This window comes from Lentzea aerocolonigenes (genome assembly GCF_000974445.1).
Taxonomy (GTDB): Bacteria; Actinomycetota; Actinomycetes; order Mycobacteriales; family Pseudonocardiaceae; genus Lentzea; species Lentzea aerocolonigenes.
Map to the genome: position 1 here is coordinate 157793 of NZ_BBOJ01000001.1, position 13382 is coordinate 171174.

16 protein-coding genes are annotated in these 13382 nt (G+C 69.3%); 13 read left to right on the top strand and 3 right to left on the bottom strand.

The annotated features are described in order from the left end of the window. Positions 1-137: 137 nt before the first annotated feature. Complete coding sequence (locus AOM45_RS00790; RefSeq protein WP_030465846.1) at positions 138-548, bottom strand: DUF3151 domain-containing protein; 411 nt, start codon at positions 546-548, stop codon at positions 138-140. A 249-nt stretch (positions 549-797) separates the two neighbouring features. On the opposite strand from AOM45_RS00790, the gene AOM45_RS00795 reads away from it, so the two are divergent. After that, complete coding sequence (locus tag AOM45_RS00795; protein ID WP_051782849.1) at positions 798-1913, top strand: hypothetical protein; 1116 nt, start codon at positions 798-800, stop codon at positions 1911-1913. A 63-nt stretch (positions 1914-1976) separates the two neighbouring features. On the opposite strand, the gene fbaA is transcribed toward AOM45_RS00795, so the two are convergent. Continuing rightward, entirely contained in the window at positions 1977-3011 is a 1035-nt protein-coding gene (fbaA, locus tag AOM45_RS00800) for a class II fructose-bisphosphate aldolase (protein ID WP_030465844.1), read from the bottom strand. 157 nt (positions 3012-3168) lie between these two features. Between fbaA and AOM45_RS00805 the strand changes: the two genes are divergently transcribed. The 3 genes from AOM45_RS00805 (at position 3169) to AOM45_RS00815 (ending at position 5459) form a co-directional block, all read left to right on the top strand. Further along, a complete protein-coding gene (locus AOM45_RS00805) occupies positions 3169-3453 on the top strand; it encodes a DUF427 domain-containing protein (RefSeq protein WP_030465843.1) in 285 nt (94 codons plus the stop codon). 183 nt (positions 3454-3636) lie between these two features. Further along, positions 3637-4563 (top strand): aldo/keto reductase, encoded by a 927-nt coding sequence (locus AOM45_RS00810; protein WP_030465842.1) that lies wholly within the window; start codon positions 3637-3639, stop codon positions 4561-4563. Between the two features lie 44 nt (positions 4564-4607). After that, complete coding sequence (locus AOM45_RS00815; protein ID WP_030465841.1) at positions 4608-5459, top strand: SDR family oxidoreductase; 852 nt, start codon at positions 4608-4610, stop codon at positions 5457-5459. Here AOM45_RS00815 and AOM45_RS00820 read toward each other — a convergent pair. After that, positions 5449-5733 carry a YciI family protein gene (locus AOM45_RS00820; RefSeq protein ID WP_030465840.1) on the bottom strand — a complete coding sequence of 95 codons (285 nt, stop codon included), beginning with the start codon at positions 5731-5733 and terminating at the stop codon, positions 5449-5451. The two genes, AOM45_RS00815 and AOM45_RS00820, sit on opposite strands and share 11 nt — an antisense overlap. Before the next feature lie 40 nt (positions 5734-5773). On the opposite strand from AOM45_RS00820, the gene AOM45_RS00825 reads away from it, so the two are divergent. The 9 genes from AOM45_RS00825 (at position 5774) to AOM45_RS00860 (ending at position 13332) form a co-directional block, all read left to right on the top strand. Continuing rightward, complete coding sequence (locus AOM45_RS00825) at positions 5774-6337, top strand: SigE family RNA polymerase sigma factor (protein ID WP_030465839.1); 564 nt, start codon at positions 5774-5776, stop codon at positions 6335-6337. Between the two features lie 170 nt (positions 6338-6507). After that, positions 6508-7419: an ROK family protein gene (locus AOM45_RS00830; protein ID WP_051782848.1), complete on the top strand. Its 912-nt coding sequence runs from the start codon at positions 6508-6510 to the stop codon at positions 7417-7419. Beyond that, positions 7416-8567: an N-acetylglucosamine-6-phosphate deacetylase gene (nagA, locus tag AOM45_RS00835; protein ID WP_030465837.1), complete on the top strand. Its 1152-nt coding sequence runs from the start codon at positions 7416-7418 to the stop codon at positions 8565-8567. The genes AOM45_RS00830 and nagA overlap by 4 nt, the downstream gene beginning before the upstream one ends. A 4-nt stretch (positions 8568-8571) precedes the next feature. Next, positions 8572-8766: a hypothetical protein gene (locus AOM45_RS49045; RefSeq protein ID WP_081901870.1), complete on the top strand. Its 195-nt coding sequence runs from the start codon at positions 8572-8574 to the stop codon at positions 8764-8766. A gap of 68 nt (positions 8767-8834) precedes the next feature. Further along, positions 8835-9506, top strand: coding sequence for a DedA family protein (locus tag AOM45_RS00840; protein WP_081901892.1), 672 nt, complete (start codon positions 8835-8837; stop codon positions 9504-9506). Positions 9507-9529: 23 nt separating this feature from the next. Further along, positions 9530-9964: a protein-tyrosine phosphatase family protein gene (locus AOM45_RS00845; RefSeq protein WP_030465835.1), complete on the top strand. Its 435-nt coding sequence runs from the start codon at positions 9530-9532 to the stop codon at positions 9962-9964. 92 nt (positions 9965-10056) lie between these two features. Next, a complete protein-coding gene (locus tag AOM45_RS00850) occupies positions 10057-11343 on the top strand; it encodes an FAD-dependent oxidoreductase (RefSeq protein WP_030465834.1) in 1287 nt (428 codons plus the stop codon). Next, on the top strand, positions 11286-11861 hold the full coding sequence (locus AOM45_RS50465; RefSeq protein ID WP_030465833.1) for a TetR/AcrR family transcriptional regulator: 576 nt from the start codon (positions 11286-11288) through the stop codon (positions 11859-11861). Before AOM45_RS00850 ends, AOM45_RS50465 begins: the two co-directional genes overlap by 58 nt. A 34-nt stretch (positions 11862-11895) precedes the next feature. Continuing rightward, on the top strand, positions 11896-13332 hold the full coding sequence (locus AOM45_RS00860; RefSeq protein WP_030465832.1) for an amidohydrolase family protein: 1437 nt from the start codon (positions 11896-11898) through the stop codon (positions 13330-13332). Positions 13333-13382 lie beyond the last annotated feature (50 nt).

The following is a 13382-nucleotide window of genomic DNA, read 5'->3' on the forward strand; positions in this document are numbered from 1 at the left end:
ATGCCCGTGACGACCAGCGTCACACCGGTGCGGGACCGACCAGGTCGCTGCTCCTGGGCACGGCGTGCTCTCTCGTGCGAGAAACGGCCCGGCCCCTGGTTCCACCTGGGGAACTCAGGGGCCGGCCACCGCTTGCGTCAGGCCAGACCCAGCGCGGCAGAAGCCTTGGGGTCGGAGTCGGCGAGGAACTTCGAGCAGCGCTCCCACTCCTCGTCCTCACCGATCTCACGCGCGGCACGGGCCAGCGCGGCCAGCGCGCGCAGGAAGCCCTGGTTCGGCCGGTGGTCCCACGGCACGGGGCCGAAGCCCTTCCAGCCGGAGCGGCGCAGCTGGTCGAGGCCGCGGTGGTAGCCGGTGCGGGCGTAGGCGTAGGCGGCGACCGGGTCGCCGGCGTGCAGCGCGCGTTCGGCCAGCAGGGCCCAGGCCTCGGAGAAGTCCGGGTACGCCCGCACGATCTTGGCGGGGTCGGTGCCGCCGTCCGCGGCGGCCTGCGCCTCGGGACGGTCGGGGAGACGGGTCGGCTCGGGCCCGAGGAGGTTCTCAACCATGCGGCCCATCGTGCCGCACGAGCGCGAGCTACGAGATGAACACCCTCATGACCGCGGCCACAACGGCCAGCAGCAACGCGGTGACGAGCACTCCGGCGACGATCTTCTTGCTCATGGCGGGCATGGTTCCGCGCTGGGCCGAACAGATCAACGATGTTCACCCGGTTGTGCATACGAATTGGAAACATCAGGGTAAAACCAGGGTGGTTTCGCCTTCCTGGAAACCCGACGTCCGCTCATGATGTTCGGATGATGCAGGGGGCAAGGCAGTTCCGGGACCAGTACTGGGAGCGGGGCGAGCCGGGCAGGGAGACACCGGCGGCGCTCACCAAGCAGCTCTACCAGCTGTGGCTCCTAGGCCTGCTGTTGAAGCTGATCGGGTCGTCGTGGGACGTCTCGTGGCACTTCAAGTGGCTGCGCGACGACCTCGCGCCGCCGCATCTGATCAACACGGTCGGCACGGTGATCGTGGTCGGGCTCACGCTGTTCCACACGTTCACCGGGTACGGCGCCGACAAGCTCGCGTTGCGGCTCATGCAGGTCGGATGCGGGATCTTCCTCGTCGCACTGCCGATCGACGTGATCAACCACCGCGTCAACGGCCTCGACATCACGTCGTGGAGCGGATCGCACGCGCTGCTCTACCTCGGCACGGCGGTCATGCTCGCGGGCGCGATCCGCGGGTGGATGAAGTACTTCCCGGACGGCACCATGCGCACGTTCGGGCTCGTCGCGCTGTGGTTCTTCTTCCTGGAGAACGTCTGGTTCCCCAACCAGCACCAGGAGTACGGCGTGCGCGCGTTGCAGGCCTACGACAGCGGACGGCCCGAGGCGGAGCCGATCCTGTTGCAGTTCGCCGCCGACCAGCTCGGACTGCCGGTCGGGCGTGAGGCGGTCGTGCACTTCGCACTGCCCATCGCGGACTGGGTCTACCCGGTGTGGGGCCTGGTCGCGGCGGCGATCGTGCTGGTGATCGCGCGGCGCACGATCGACCGGCCGTGGGCGGCCACCGCCGTCGCCACCGGGTACGTCGCGTACCGGTGCCTGATCTGGCCGCTGCTCGCGGGCATCGACTTCCCGAAGTCCGCCGTGCCGCTGTTCCTGATCCTCGTCGGTCTCGCGATCGACGCGGCGCACGTGGTGAAGATGCCCACGCCGGCCGCGGCCGTGCTGGGTTCCGCGGCCGTCACGACCGTCGGGTACGTCGGCATCTGGTTCCAGCAGGAGTACCTGTGGGGACCGCCCATCGCGTTCGCGTCGGCGGCGGTCACCGCCGTCCTTCTAGCGGTCCTCTGGACCGTCGGCGACCTGCTCATCCACCGCCCGGAAGCCCAACTGCTCGCCTCCCGCCTCAAACTCAGCTGAAACGCACGCGGGGACCTTTCGTTCACTCAGTGCGAACGAAAGGTCCCCGCGTGCACTCTGAAATCAGCCCGCGATCATGCGGCCCGACGACTTGAGGTGCTCGCACGCCTGGGCGATGCGGGCGGCCATGGCCTGCTCGGCTGCCTTGAGGTAGCTGCGCGGGTCGTAGGTCTTCTTGTTGCCGACCTCGCCGTCGATCTTCAGCACACCGTCGTAGTTCTGGAACATGTGCGCCGCGATCGGGCGGGTGAAGGCGTACTGCGTGTCCGTGTCGATGTTCATCTTGATGACGCCGTACGACACGGCCTCGTGGATCTCCTCCAGCAGCGAGCCGGAGCCGCCGTGGAAGACGAGGTCGAACGGCTTCGAGCCGGCGGGCAGGCCGAGCTTCTCCGCCGCCACGTCCTGGCCCTGCTTGAGGATCTCCGGGCGCAGCTTGACGTTGCCCGGCTTGTACACGCCGTGCACGTTGCCGAAGGTCGCGGCGAGCAGGTAGCGACCCTTCTCACCGGCGCCGAGGGCGTCGACGGTCTTCAGGTAGTCCTCGGGCGTCGTGTAGAGCTTGTCGTTGATCTCGTTGTCGACGCCGTCCTCCTCGCCGCCCACGACACCGACCTCGATCTCGAGGACGATCTTCGCCTTGGCGGAGAGGTCGAGCAGCTCGCTCGCGATCTGGAGGTTCTCCTCCAGAGGCACGGCCGAGCCGTCCCACATGTGCGACTGGAAGAGCGGGTTGCCGCCCTTGTCCACCCGCTCCTGGCTGATCGCGATCAGCGGACGCACGTACCCGTCGAGCTTGTCCTTCGGGCAGTGGTCGGTGTGCAGCGCGATGTTCACCGGGTACTTCGCGGCGACAACGTGCGCGAACTCGGCGAGAGCGACAGCGCCGGTCACCATGTCCTTGACCTTGGTGCCCGAGGCGAACTCGGCACCACCGGTCGAGACCTGGATGATGCCGTCGCTCTCGGCCTCGGCGAATCCGCGCAGAGCCGCGTTGAGCGTCTCCGAAGACGTGACGTTGATCGCGGGGTAGGCGAACTCGTTCGCCTTGGCCCGGTCAAGCATCTCCGCATAGACCTCGGGAGTTGCGATGGGCATCGGTCGTCCTCCTCAGGTGCCCTGAACGCCGTATCAACCGCATCCTACGAGGGTGCGTCACGGGGCCAACGCGGCGGCCGACCCTGCGGCATGAACGATCAAGTGCCAGCTGACCAGCCCGTCCGTGCTACCCGCCGGTAAGGGCATAGTGGTTGACATGGCAACCGCGCAGTGGAACGGCAAGATCATCGCGTCGAGCGACGACACGGTGGTCGTCGAAGGCAATCACTACTTCCCGCTGGAGTCCGTGGACCAGGCCGTGCTGAAGGCGACCGACCACACCTCGTTCTGCCCGTGGAAGGGCACGGCGAACTACTACTCGTTGCACGTCAACGGCTCCGAGAACGCCAACGCGGCGTGGTACTACGCCGAACCGATGGAGGCCGCGGCACAGATCAGGGGTCGCGTGGCGTTCTGGAAGGGCGTCGAGGTCACCCCTTGAGCCGCTGCGCCCCGGCGAGTTCGGCGTAGCGGCCGTTCGACGACTGGATCGCCACCTGGTCGGCGACGTGCGCACGCAGCTTCGCGGCCACCCGCTCGGGGCTGCCGTGCGCGACGTCCTCGGGCCCCCGAACTTCCCAACAACTCGCTAATCCTTTCCGGCGACACGGACTACTTTCGATTCATGCCGATCTTGAGCACCACCGACCTGAACGTTTCGCGTCTTTGCCTGGGCGGCAACGTCTTCGGCTGGACCGCCGACGAGACCCAGTCGTTCGCCGTGCTCGACGCCTACGTCGAAGCGGGCGGGAACTTCCTCGACACGGCCGACGTGTACTCGGCCTGGGTGGAGGGCAACTCCGGCGGCGAGTCGGAGACGATCATCGGCAAGTGGCTGGCCGGGCGTGGCGACCGCGACCAGATCGTGGTGGCGACGAAGGTCGGCATGCTCGCCGGCTTCAAGAACCAGAAGCGCGACACGATCCTCACCAGTGCCGAACGCTCGTTGAAGCGGCTCGGCGTCGACCACATCGATCTCTACTACAACCACCTCGACGACCCGAACACGCCGCTCGAGGAGACGCTGGCCGCCTACGACCAGCTCGTCCGCGACGGCAAGGTCCGGTACGTCGCGGCGTCCAACTTCTCCGCCGAACGGCTGGCGCGGGCGCTGGAGATCCAGGAGCGCGAGGGCTTCGCGAAGTTCGTGGCGTTGCAGCCCGAGTACAACCTGGTGAGCCGCGACGAGTTCGAGGGCGACCTGCGGGACGTCGTCGCGAAGAACGACCTGGCGACCGTGCCGTACTACTCGCTGGCCAGGGGTTTCCTCACCGGCAAGTACCGGCCGGGAGTGCAGGTGCAGAGCCCGCGGGCGGGTGCGGCCTCGAAGCACCTCGACGAGCACGGTCTGCAGGTGCTGGAGGTGCTCGACGAACTGGCCGAGACGCACGGGACGACGGTCGCCGCGGTCGCTCTCGCCTGGCTCGCCCAGCAGCCGACGGTGGCCGCGCCGATCGCGTCCGCCCGCACGTTGGAGCAGCTCCAAGACCTCGTCCCGGTGCTCTCGCTCGACCTGACGCAGGCCGAGGTGGACCGCCTGAGCGCAATTTAACTTGCCAGTAGCTTACTCGGAGTAGGTTGCGTTACCGTGACAGCATGGACGTCACGGGCAAGGTGGTACTGATCACCGGCGCGGCCAGGGGCATCGGCGCCGAGGTGGCGAGGCAACTGGCCGCGCGCGGGGCTCGACTCGCGCTCGTCGGGCTCGAGAAGGCCCAGCTCGAAGAGGTCGCCCGGCAGACCGGCGGCAAGGCGTGGGAAGCCGACGTCACGGACTGGGACGCCCTCGAGAAGGCGTTCCAGGAGGCCGCCGAGCACTTCGGCGGCATCGACGTCGTGGTGGCGAACGCGGGCATCGCCGCCACCGGTTTCGTGCGCTCGATGGACCCGAAGGCGTTCGAACGGGTCATCGAGGTCAACCTGCTCGGCGTGTGGCGCACGGTCCGCACGGCGCTGCCGCACCTGATCCGCAGCCGCGGCTACTGCCTGGTCGTGTCGTCGCTGGCGGCGATCGTGCACATCCCCGGCAACGCGGCCTACTCGGCGGCGAAGGCGGGCTGCGAGGCGTTCGCAGACAGCCTGCGCGCCGAGGTCAGACACCTCGGCGTGGACGTCGGCACCGCCTACTTCTCGTGGATCTCCACGGACATGGTCAACAGCGCCGACCAGCACCCGGTCTTCGGCAAGCTGCGGCAGGGCATGCCGGGCGTCGCCGGCAAGAAGTACCCCGTCCGCAACGTCGGCAGGGCCGTGGTCAGGGGCATCGAGAAACGCGCGAAGGCGGTCCACGTCCCCGGCTGGGTGGGTGCGCTGAAGTACTTCCGCGCGTTCACACCGGTGGTCGTGGACCGCCAGGCGGTCGCCGAGGTGGCCGACGCCGACCGCCAGATGGCGGCCAGCGACACGTCAGGCCTGGTCGGACCGGGCGGTCAAGCAGCTAGTCGTTGAGCCAGGCACCGAGAACGGGAGTCCACTCGCGGATCTTCCACTCGGTGATGACGTTCGCGGGCGTGTACGGGTCGGCGGCGATGAGTTCCTTCACGGCGGCCTCGTCCGCGACCTCGTAGATGATCAACGCGCCGGTGTCGTCCGCGTACGGACCTGCGCCGAGGACCTCGCCCTTCTCCGCGAGAGAGGCGATGTGCTCGCGGTGTGCGGGGCGTACCGCGAGACGCTTCTCGGTATCGGGACCGAACACCAATTCGACTGCAAAGCGGGCCATGCGACCACCGTAGCGACGCTGACCGGTACCGTCCTACCTTGTGGTTGGCGAAGAAACCCCGCGCACCGTGCAGGACACCCTGACCAACCTGCGAATCAAGGACGGCGTCGCAGGACCTCCCACAGGGCCGCTCACGCTCGAAGACCTGTACAAGCAGCACCGCATGCGCCTCATCAGGCTCGCGTTGCTGCTCGTGGACGAGCCCGCGACCGCGGAGGACGTGGTGCAGGAGGCCTTCACCGGCCTCCACCGCAACTGGAAGGGCCTGCGAGACGCCCAGGCGGCCGTGGGCTACCTCCGCACGGCCGTGGTCAACGGCTCGCGCAGCGTGCTGCGCCGGCGCAAGACCGCCCGCGACTACACCCCGCCGCACGTGGCGAACGCGCGGTCGGCCGAGTCGCTCGCGATGCTGACCGCGGAGCACCAGGCCGTGGTCAAGGCGTTGCAGCAGCTGCCGCCGCGTCAGCGCGAGGTGCTCGTGCTGCGCTACTACGGCGACCTGTCGGAGGCCGAGATCGCGGAGGCCACCGGCATCTCGAAGGGCACCGTGAAGTCGACGGCGTCCCGGGCTCTCGACGCACTCCAGAAGATCATGGCCGGCTGAGGCGTCACGACGCTCGTCACGGTGCGGCCCGCCCCTCAGAGGACGCGGGCCGCATCCGCCTGACCCCTGGCCGTTTTGCCCGGTGAGAGTGGTTTCACGTGGTACGAACACGCCCCAATCCGGTACTTGGTATAGACCAATAGGGCTCCGATGCCGCAGGATCTGTTCTCGTGGCACGCAGACACGTGGTCGCCGTCGACATCGGTGGCACCGAAACCAAGGCGGCGCTGGTCGCCGGCAGCTCGGACGCGGTGGCGGCGGAGAAGCACGCGCGCCGGGCGACTCCCGGTGAGTTGGAGCCCCTCCTCGCCGTGATCGCCGAGCTCGTCGGCGAGCTCAGGCAGGCCTGCGAGCACGAGATCGACGCCGTGGGGGTCGTGGCGCCGGGCATCGTGGACGAGGCCGCCGGTGTCGGCGTGTACACGACGAACCTGCCCTGGAGCCAGTTCCCGTTCAGCGCCGTCCTCACCGAACGGCTGGGCGTGCCCGTCGCGTTCGGTCACGACGTGCGCGCGGCCGGGCTGGCCGAGAGCCGCATGGGTGCCGCGAAGGACCTGCGCAACGCGGTGATCATGCCCATCGGCACCGGGATCGCCGGCGCGTTGCTGCTCGACGGGAAGATCTTCAGCGGCGACGGCTACGCCGGTGAGATCGGACATGTGAACGTCGGCCACGGCGTGCCCTGCGCGTGTGGCCAGATCGGCTGCGTGGAGACGGTGGCGTCCTCCGCGGCGATCGCCCGCCGGTACACCGCACGTACCGGCACCCCCGTCAACGGCGCCGCTGACGTCGCCGGTCGGGTGAAGAACGGGGAGCCCGACGCCGTCGCCGTGTGGCACGAGGCCGTGGACGCGCTCGCCAGGGGCATCCTGGTCCTGGCGACGCTGCTCGGCCCTCAAGCCGTGGTGCTCGGCGGCGGGCTCGCACTCGCAGGAGATCTGCTGGTGGACCCGTTGCGGGACAGGCTGGACGGGCTGATCGCCTTCCAGCGCCGACCGGAGCTGCGGCTCGCGGCGCTCGGCGACGAGGCGGGCTTCCTCGGCGCGGCGCTGCTGGCCATCGACATGCTGGAGGCGTCATGAGCACGTGGGGTGGACCTGTCCAGGTGACCCTGACCAACGGTCGGGTCGTCACGCCGGACGGGGTGCTCGAGAACGGGTGGGTCAGCGTCGCGGACGGCCGGATCGTCGCGGTCGGCGAGGGCCCGGCCCCCGACGGCCCGACGACCGACGTGGGCGGCGGCACGGTCGTGCCGGGGTTCGTCGACATCCACTGCCACGGTGGCGGTGGTGACGCGTTCACCAGCAGTGACCCGGCCAAGGTCCGCAGGGCCGCCGCGGCCCACCGCAAGCACGGCACGACGACGCTGCTGGCGTCGCTGGTGTCACGTCCGGTGCCGGAGCTGGCCGACCAGGTGTCCGCGCTGGCCGAGCTGGTGCAGGAGGGCGTCGTCGCGGGCGTCCACCTGGAGGGCCCGTTCCTCAGCGCCGCCCGCTGCGGTGCGCACGACCCGGCGATCCTGTGCCCGCCGGAGCACACGGCCGTGACGAAGCTGCTCGACGCGGGCAAGGGCACCGTCCGGATGATCACGATCGCCCCCGAGCTGGAGGGCGCGGTCCCCGCCGTGCGCCAGCTCGTGGACGCGGGCGTCATCGCCGCCATCGGCCACACCGACGCGACCGAGGCGCAGGTCCGCCCCGCCGTCGACGCCGGCGCGTCCGTGGCGACGCACCTGTTCAACGGCATGCGGCCGCTGCACCACCGCGAGCCCGGCCCGATCGGCGCACTGCTGGACGACGAACGCGTGACCGTCGAGCTCATCTGCGACCTCGTGCACCTGCACCCGACCGCCGTCCGCCTGGCCGCGCGCCACGCCGGCCCGAAGCGCACGGTCCTGATCACCGACGCCATCGCGGCGGCCGGTGTCGGTGACGGCGTGTACGACGTCGGCGGGCTGGAGGTCCGGGTGGTCGACGGCGTGCCGACGCTGGCGGGCGGCGCTTCGCTCGCGGGCAGCACGCTGACGATGGACATGGCCTTCCGCAACGCCGTCAACTCCTGCGGGCTCTCGCTCGTGGAGGCGGCGTACGCGGCCTCGACCCGCGGCGCGGAGCTCCTCGGCCTCGACACCGGCAAGCTGCAGCCGGGTTGCGCGGCCGACATCGTCGTTCTCGATGCAGAATTGAAGCCGAGGGACGTGATGGTCAGGGGCGAGTGGGTCAAGGACTAGGTGGATGGCGGACGATCCGGAGCGACTGGTGACCGACGCGCTGCGAGCGCAGGCGACCAGCACGAATGCCGGATTTGCCGTACCTGTCCCAATTGCCGATGAGGGCCACGCGCACCTGCCGGTGTGGTGGGTGCTGGGCCTCGCGCTGCTGTTGGGCCTGGCAGCGGGCACGGTGGCCGCAGTGATCACGCTCAGCTGACCTGTACCGTTGTGGCCGTGACGATTGCATTGGGCCCTGACTGGCTGGATCCCGAAAAACTGCTGACGATGCTCGGCCCGTGGATGCTCGTCGGGCTGTGCTTGATCGTCTTCGCCGAGTGCGGGCTGCTCGTCGGGTTCTTCCTGCCGGGCGACTCGTTGCTGTTCACGGCGGGTCTCTTCGTCGCGGCAGGGCACATCTCGACGCCCCTCTGGGTCGTCTGCGTGCTGCTGACGGTGTGCGCGTTCATCGGCAACGTCGCCGGCTACTACATCGGCCGCAAGGCCGGTCCGGCGCTGTTCAACAAGCCGGAGTCGAAGATCTTCAAGAAGGAGTACGTCGACAAGACGCAGGAGTTCTTCGACAAGTACGGCCCGCGCGCCATCGTCCTCGCGCGGTTCGTGCCGATCGTCCGCACGTTCATCACGGCCATGGCCGGTGTCGGGCGGATGGATCCGAAGAAGTACTTCACCTACTCCGCGATCGGCGGTGTGGCCTGGGCCGCGGGTCTGACCGTGCTGGGCTACTTCCTCGGCCAGGTCGAGTTCATCCGCAAGAACCTCGAGATCACGCTCATCGCCATCGTGCTGCTCTCGGTCGTGCCGATCATCTTCGAGGTGATCAAGGCGCGCAAGGAGAAGAAGTCGCTCCTGCAGGAAGAGGCGGACGACATCACCCAGGTCATGCAGGCGCACGTCCAGGACGACTCGACGCAGATCATCCCTCGCGTCGAGCGTTGAGCGGCCACCAGCGAGGTGCTCGAATGACGAACGGGACGTGGAGCGCTGACACGCCTGGGATCCTGCGTCTGCCCTCGGGGCGGCTGATCCGCGGCCGTGGCCTGCGAAACCCTCTTCCCGCAGGCCAGCAGCCCGAGTTCGGGATCTACCTGCAGGGCAAGGAACCCGCTCCGGTGGAGTGGGAGAGCAAGTGGGTCAAGTGGACGGACTTCTGGCTGCCCGCCGACCGCGCGGCATTCGTCAAGACCCTGCGCGAACTGCTCGAGCGCTCCGAGACCGAACGGGTCGAGATCGCCTGCAGCGGCGGTCACGGCCGGACCGGAACCGCGATGTCCTGCCTCGTCACGCTGGACGGCGTTCCGAACACCGAAGCCGTCGCGTACGTGCGCGCGAACTACAACAAGCGCGCCGTCGAGACGCCGTGGCAGAAACGGTTCGTCCGCCGTTTCTCAGGCTGAGCCGACCCTGACGAAGCACTGAGCACCGAGGCCCGTCTCACGGCGGGCCTTCTTGCTGGCGCGATTTGAATACAGAGCTGTACTGTATTCGTATGGTCATCATTGCGGGGGCGGGTCCGACCGGCTTGGCGCTGGCGTGCGGGCTCAGGCAGTTCGGGGTGGACGTGCGGGTCGTGGACCAGGCGGACGGGCCGGCCACGACGTCACGGGCGTTGGGGTTGCAGCCGCGCGGCGTCGAGGTGCTGGCGAGGCTGGGCGCGTTGGGCGACCTGCCGGAGAAGGCGGTGCGGCTGCGGGCGTTGCGGATCAACGGGGCGGTGGCGCTGGACATGGGTTTCCTGCGCGACGCGGGTCAGTTGATCGTGTCGCAGGCTTGGGTCGAGGAACGGCTGCGCGACCGGCTGTCCGCGCTGGGCGTGGAGATCGAGTGGAACACGCCGGTCTCCGCTGTCTCCGGGTGGGACTGGCTCGTCGGCTGCGACGGCGCCCACTCGGCCGTGCGGAAGGAGGCGGGGATCGCGTTCGAGGGCGAGTCGGTGATGGAGAACTTCCTCCTGCGCGACCTGCACGCGGAGTGGGACCTCGACCGCGAGTCGATCCACCTGTTCGTCGACGGGGCGTCGATCACGAGCGTCTTCCCGTTGCCCGGCGGCATCTGGCGGGTGATGTCGCCCAACGGAGAGCGGTGGACGCCGGGGCCGATCGAGGAGGTGGAGTGGGAGTCGACGTTCCGCATCCACCGGCGGCAGGCGGCGACCTACCGGCGCGGGAACGTCCTGCTCGCCGGGGACGCAGCGCACATCCACAGCCCGTTGGGCGGACAGGGGATGAACACGGGGCTCGGCGACGCGGACAACCTGGCGTGGAAGCTCGCGCTCGTGGTGCAGGGCAGGGCTTCCGAAGAACTGCTGGACACCTACGAGACCGAACGCAGGCCGGTCGGCGCGCGGGTGCTCGCCTCGACCACACCGGCGACGCGACTGGCGATGGGGCCGGGTGTCGTCACGCGGACGATCAGGGACCGGGTGCTGTGGCCGTTGCTGGGCCTGCCGTTCGTGCAGCGGCGGCTCGTGCGGTTCACCTCGCAGCTGGACGTGAAGTACTCCGGCCCGCTGGCGTCCGGGCGGCGCGGCGGCGAGCGGGTTCCCGCGTTCGTGCGAACCGGGAGGTGGGTCCTGGCGGGACCAGCGACGTGCCTGGAGGTGGCGCGGGAGCGGCTGGGGGACGTCGTGCACCATGAACGCGCCGGCGAAACGCTGCTGGTACGCCCGGACGGGCACCTGGCGTGGCGCGGCCCGTCCTCACCGGAAAGGCTTGCCGAGTGGCTGAACGAAGTGCTGGGCGTCCCCGCGACCCCGAGGCGGACAACGCGATCCTGACAGCCGCCTTCGAGCTGTTCCTGGAACGCGGCCTCGACGGCACGTCGATCGAGCAGGTGGCCCGTCGCGCGGGCGTGACCCGTGCGACGGTCTACCGCCGTTTCGCCACCAAGGAAGACCTGCTGTTCAGCGTGATCGAGCTGCCGCGGGAGGTCGCGGCGCTCGATCCGGAACGGATCCTCCTCGCGCCGCCGGAGGAGACGGTCAAGGGCTGGGCCGCGTTGCTGTCCACCCCGGCGGCAGTCCAGCTGCTGCGCCGGATCGTGGGCGCGTCGGCGGACAACTTCGAGTTGATGAAGCGGTACTGGGAGCTGTTCATCGCACCGCGCCGGGCCGCGCTGAAGGAGCTGCTGCGTCCCGGATTTCCGGCCGGTACGGACCTGGGCATCGTGCTGGACATGGTCGGAGGTGCGCTTTTCTACCACTCGCTGACCAGTCCGAGGCAGAGCACGGCGGCGGAGCTGGAGGCGTACCTGGAGGCGTTGTTGCGGCAGGTCGGTTACCAGAAGCGGAGTTGAGTCTGCCGCAACGTCAGGGTGTTGGTTGACCGACATGACTGACACCACCCGACGTGAAGTGCTCGGCTGGCTGGGCGGACTCGGTGCGGCAGCAGGGATCGGCCTGCTCGCACCGGGCCGGGCCGCGGCCGCCGTCAGCGTCACCGCACTGCGCGGCGTCACGCTCGTCGACGCCGCGCACACCCGCTCCGACGCCACGATCGTGCTGGCGGACAACAAGGTTCTCGCGGTCGGATCGTGCGACCTGCCGTTGCCGCGCGGGGCGGCGGTGCTGGACCTGGCCGGGAAGTTCGTCATCCCAGGCCTGTGGGACATGCACGTGCACGGCGCGTTCCTGGACCGGATCACACTGCCGTTGTGCTTGGTCAACGGCGTGACCGGCATCCGGGAGATGTGGGGTTTCCCGCCGATCTACGCGTTGCGCGACCGGATCGAGCGCGGTGAGGTGTTCGGGCCGCGGTTGGTCGTCGGCAGCTCGATCATCGACGGGCCGCACTCCACGCTGCCCGGCGCGTTGATCGTCAGCACGCCGGACGAGGGCAGGCAGGCCGTGCGGGACGCGAAGACGCAGGGCGCGGACTTCGTGAAGGTGTACTCGTACCTGAACCGGCCGACGCTCGCGGCGATCGCCGACGAGTGTTCGCGGCACGACATCACGTTCGCCGGCCACTGCTCGGACCACGTGGCGCTGGGCGACGCGAGCGACCTGGGGCAGCGCACGTTCGAGCACGTGTACGGCCTGCCGCTCGCCACCAGCGCGGCGGAAACCGAGCTGCGCCAGGCGATCGCGACGCTGCCGCTCGACCCCGCGGACCCGTTCGCGTGGTTCGAGCAGGTGCTGGAGTTCGAACGCCAGGCCACCCTCACCCATCGCCGCGGCAAGGCCGTTCAGCTCGCGAAACGGTTGCGCCGCAACGGTTCCGCGCTGTGCCCGACCCTGGTCGCGATGCGGGTCTACTCGAGTCCGGCCGACCGGTTCGAGAACGACCCGCGGATGAAGTACGTGCCCGCGTTCTACCGCGACCTCTGGCGTGACGGCCTCAAGCGGTGGGTTCCGGTGACACCGCAGGAGATCCGGGAACAGGCCGAGTTCTTCCGCCGTCGCGCGGAACAGGTCGCCGAGATGCACGAGCTCGGGGTCGAGGTGCTGGTCGGCACGGACGCGGGCAACCCGTACTCGTTCTCGGGATTCTCGGTGCACGACGAGCTGGAGCTGCTGGTCGAGGCGGGCCTGTCGCCGGCGGCGGCGCTGCGGGCCGGCACCCGCGGCATCCGGCTGGTGCCGGGCGCGGAGGCGAACCTCGTGGTGCTGGACGGCAACCCGCTCGCGGACATCCGCAACACGCAGCGGATCCACACCGTGCTGACGCGCGGCCGCGTGCTCGGGCCCGCCGAACGGCAGCGGATGCTCGCGGACGTGGAGATCGCGGCGAAGGAACCTTTTCCCGCTGTTCAGGCGAGGTGCTGCTGACGTATCGTCTGCCCCGATCCGGCCTGGGGGCCGGCATTTCTCTGGGGGAA

Bases quoted from the DNA above. Each gene is read 5' to 3' on its own strand.
- AOM45_RS00820 (WP_030465840.1), bottom strand. From the start codon at position 5,733: ATGGCCCGCTTTGCAGTCGAATTGGTGTTCGGTCCCGATACCGAGAAG.
- nagA (WP_030465837.1), top strand. From the start codon at position 7,416: ATGAGCACGTGGGGTGGACCTGTCCAGGTGACCCTGACCAACGGTCGG.
- AOM45_RS00810 (WP_030465842.1), top strand. From the start codon at position 3,637: ATGCCGATCTTGAGCACCACCGACCTGAACGTTTCGCGTCTTTGCCTG.
- AOM45_RS00860 (WP_030465832.1), top strand. From the start codon at position 11,896: ATGACTGACACCACCCGACGTGAAGTGCTCGGCTGGCTGGGCGGACTC.
- AOM45_RS49045 (WP_081901870.1), top strand. From the start codon at position 8,572: ATGGCGGACGATCCGGAGCGACTGGTGACCGACGCGCTGCGAGCGCAG.
- AOM45_RS00845 (WP_030465835.1), top strand. From the start codon at position 9,530: ATGACGAACGGGACGTGGAGCGCTGACACGCCTGGGATCCTGCGTCTG.
- AOM45_RS00805 (WP_030465843.1), top strand. From the start codon at position 3,169: ATGGCAACCGCGCAGTGGAACGGCAAGATCATCGCGTCGAGCGACGAC.
- AOM45_RS00790 (WP_030465846.1), bottom strand. From the start codon at position 548: ATGGTTGAGAACCTCCTCGGGCCCGAGCCGACCCGTCTCCCCGACCGT.
- fbaA (WP_030465844.1), bottom strand. From the start codon at position 3,011: ATGCCCATCGCAACTCCCGAGGTCTATGCGGAGATGCTTGACCGGGCC.
- AOM45_RS00840 (WP_081901892.1), top strand. From the start codon at position 8,835: ATGCTCGGCCCGTGGATGCTCGTCGGGCTGTGCTTGATCGTCTTCGCC.
- AOM45_RS00850 (WP_030465834.1), top strand. From the start codon at position 10,057: ATGGTCATCATTGCGGGGGCGGGTCCGACCGGCTTGGCGCTGGCGTGC.
- AOM45_RS00795 (WP_051782849.1), top strand. From the start codon at position 798: ATGATGCAGGGGGCAAGGCAGTTCCGGGACCAGTACTGGGAGCGGGGC.
- AOM45_RS00815 (WP_030465841.1), top strand. From the start codon at position 4,608: ATGGACGTCACGGGCAAGGTGGTACTGATCACCGGCGCGGCCAGGGGC.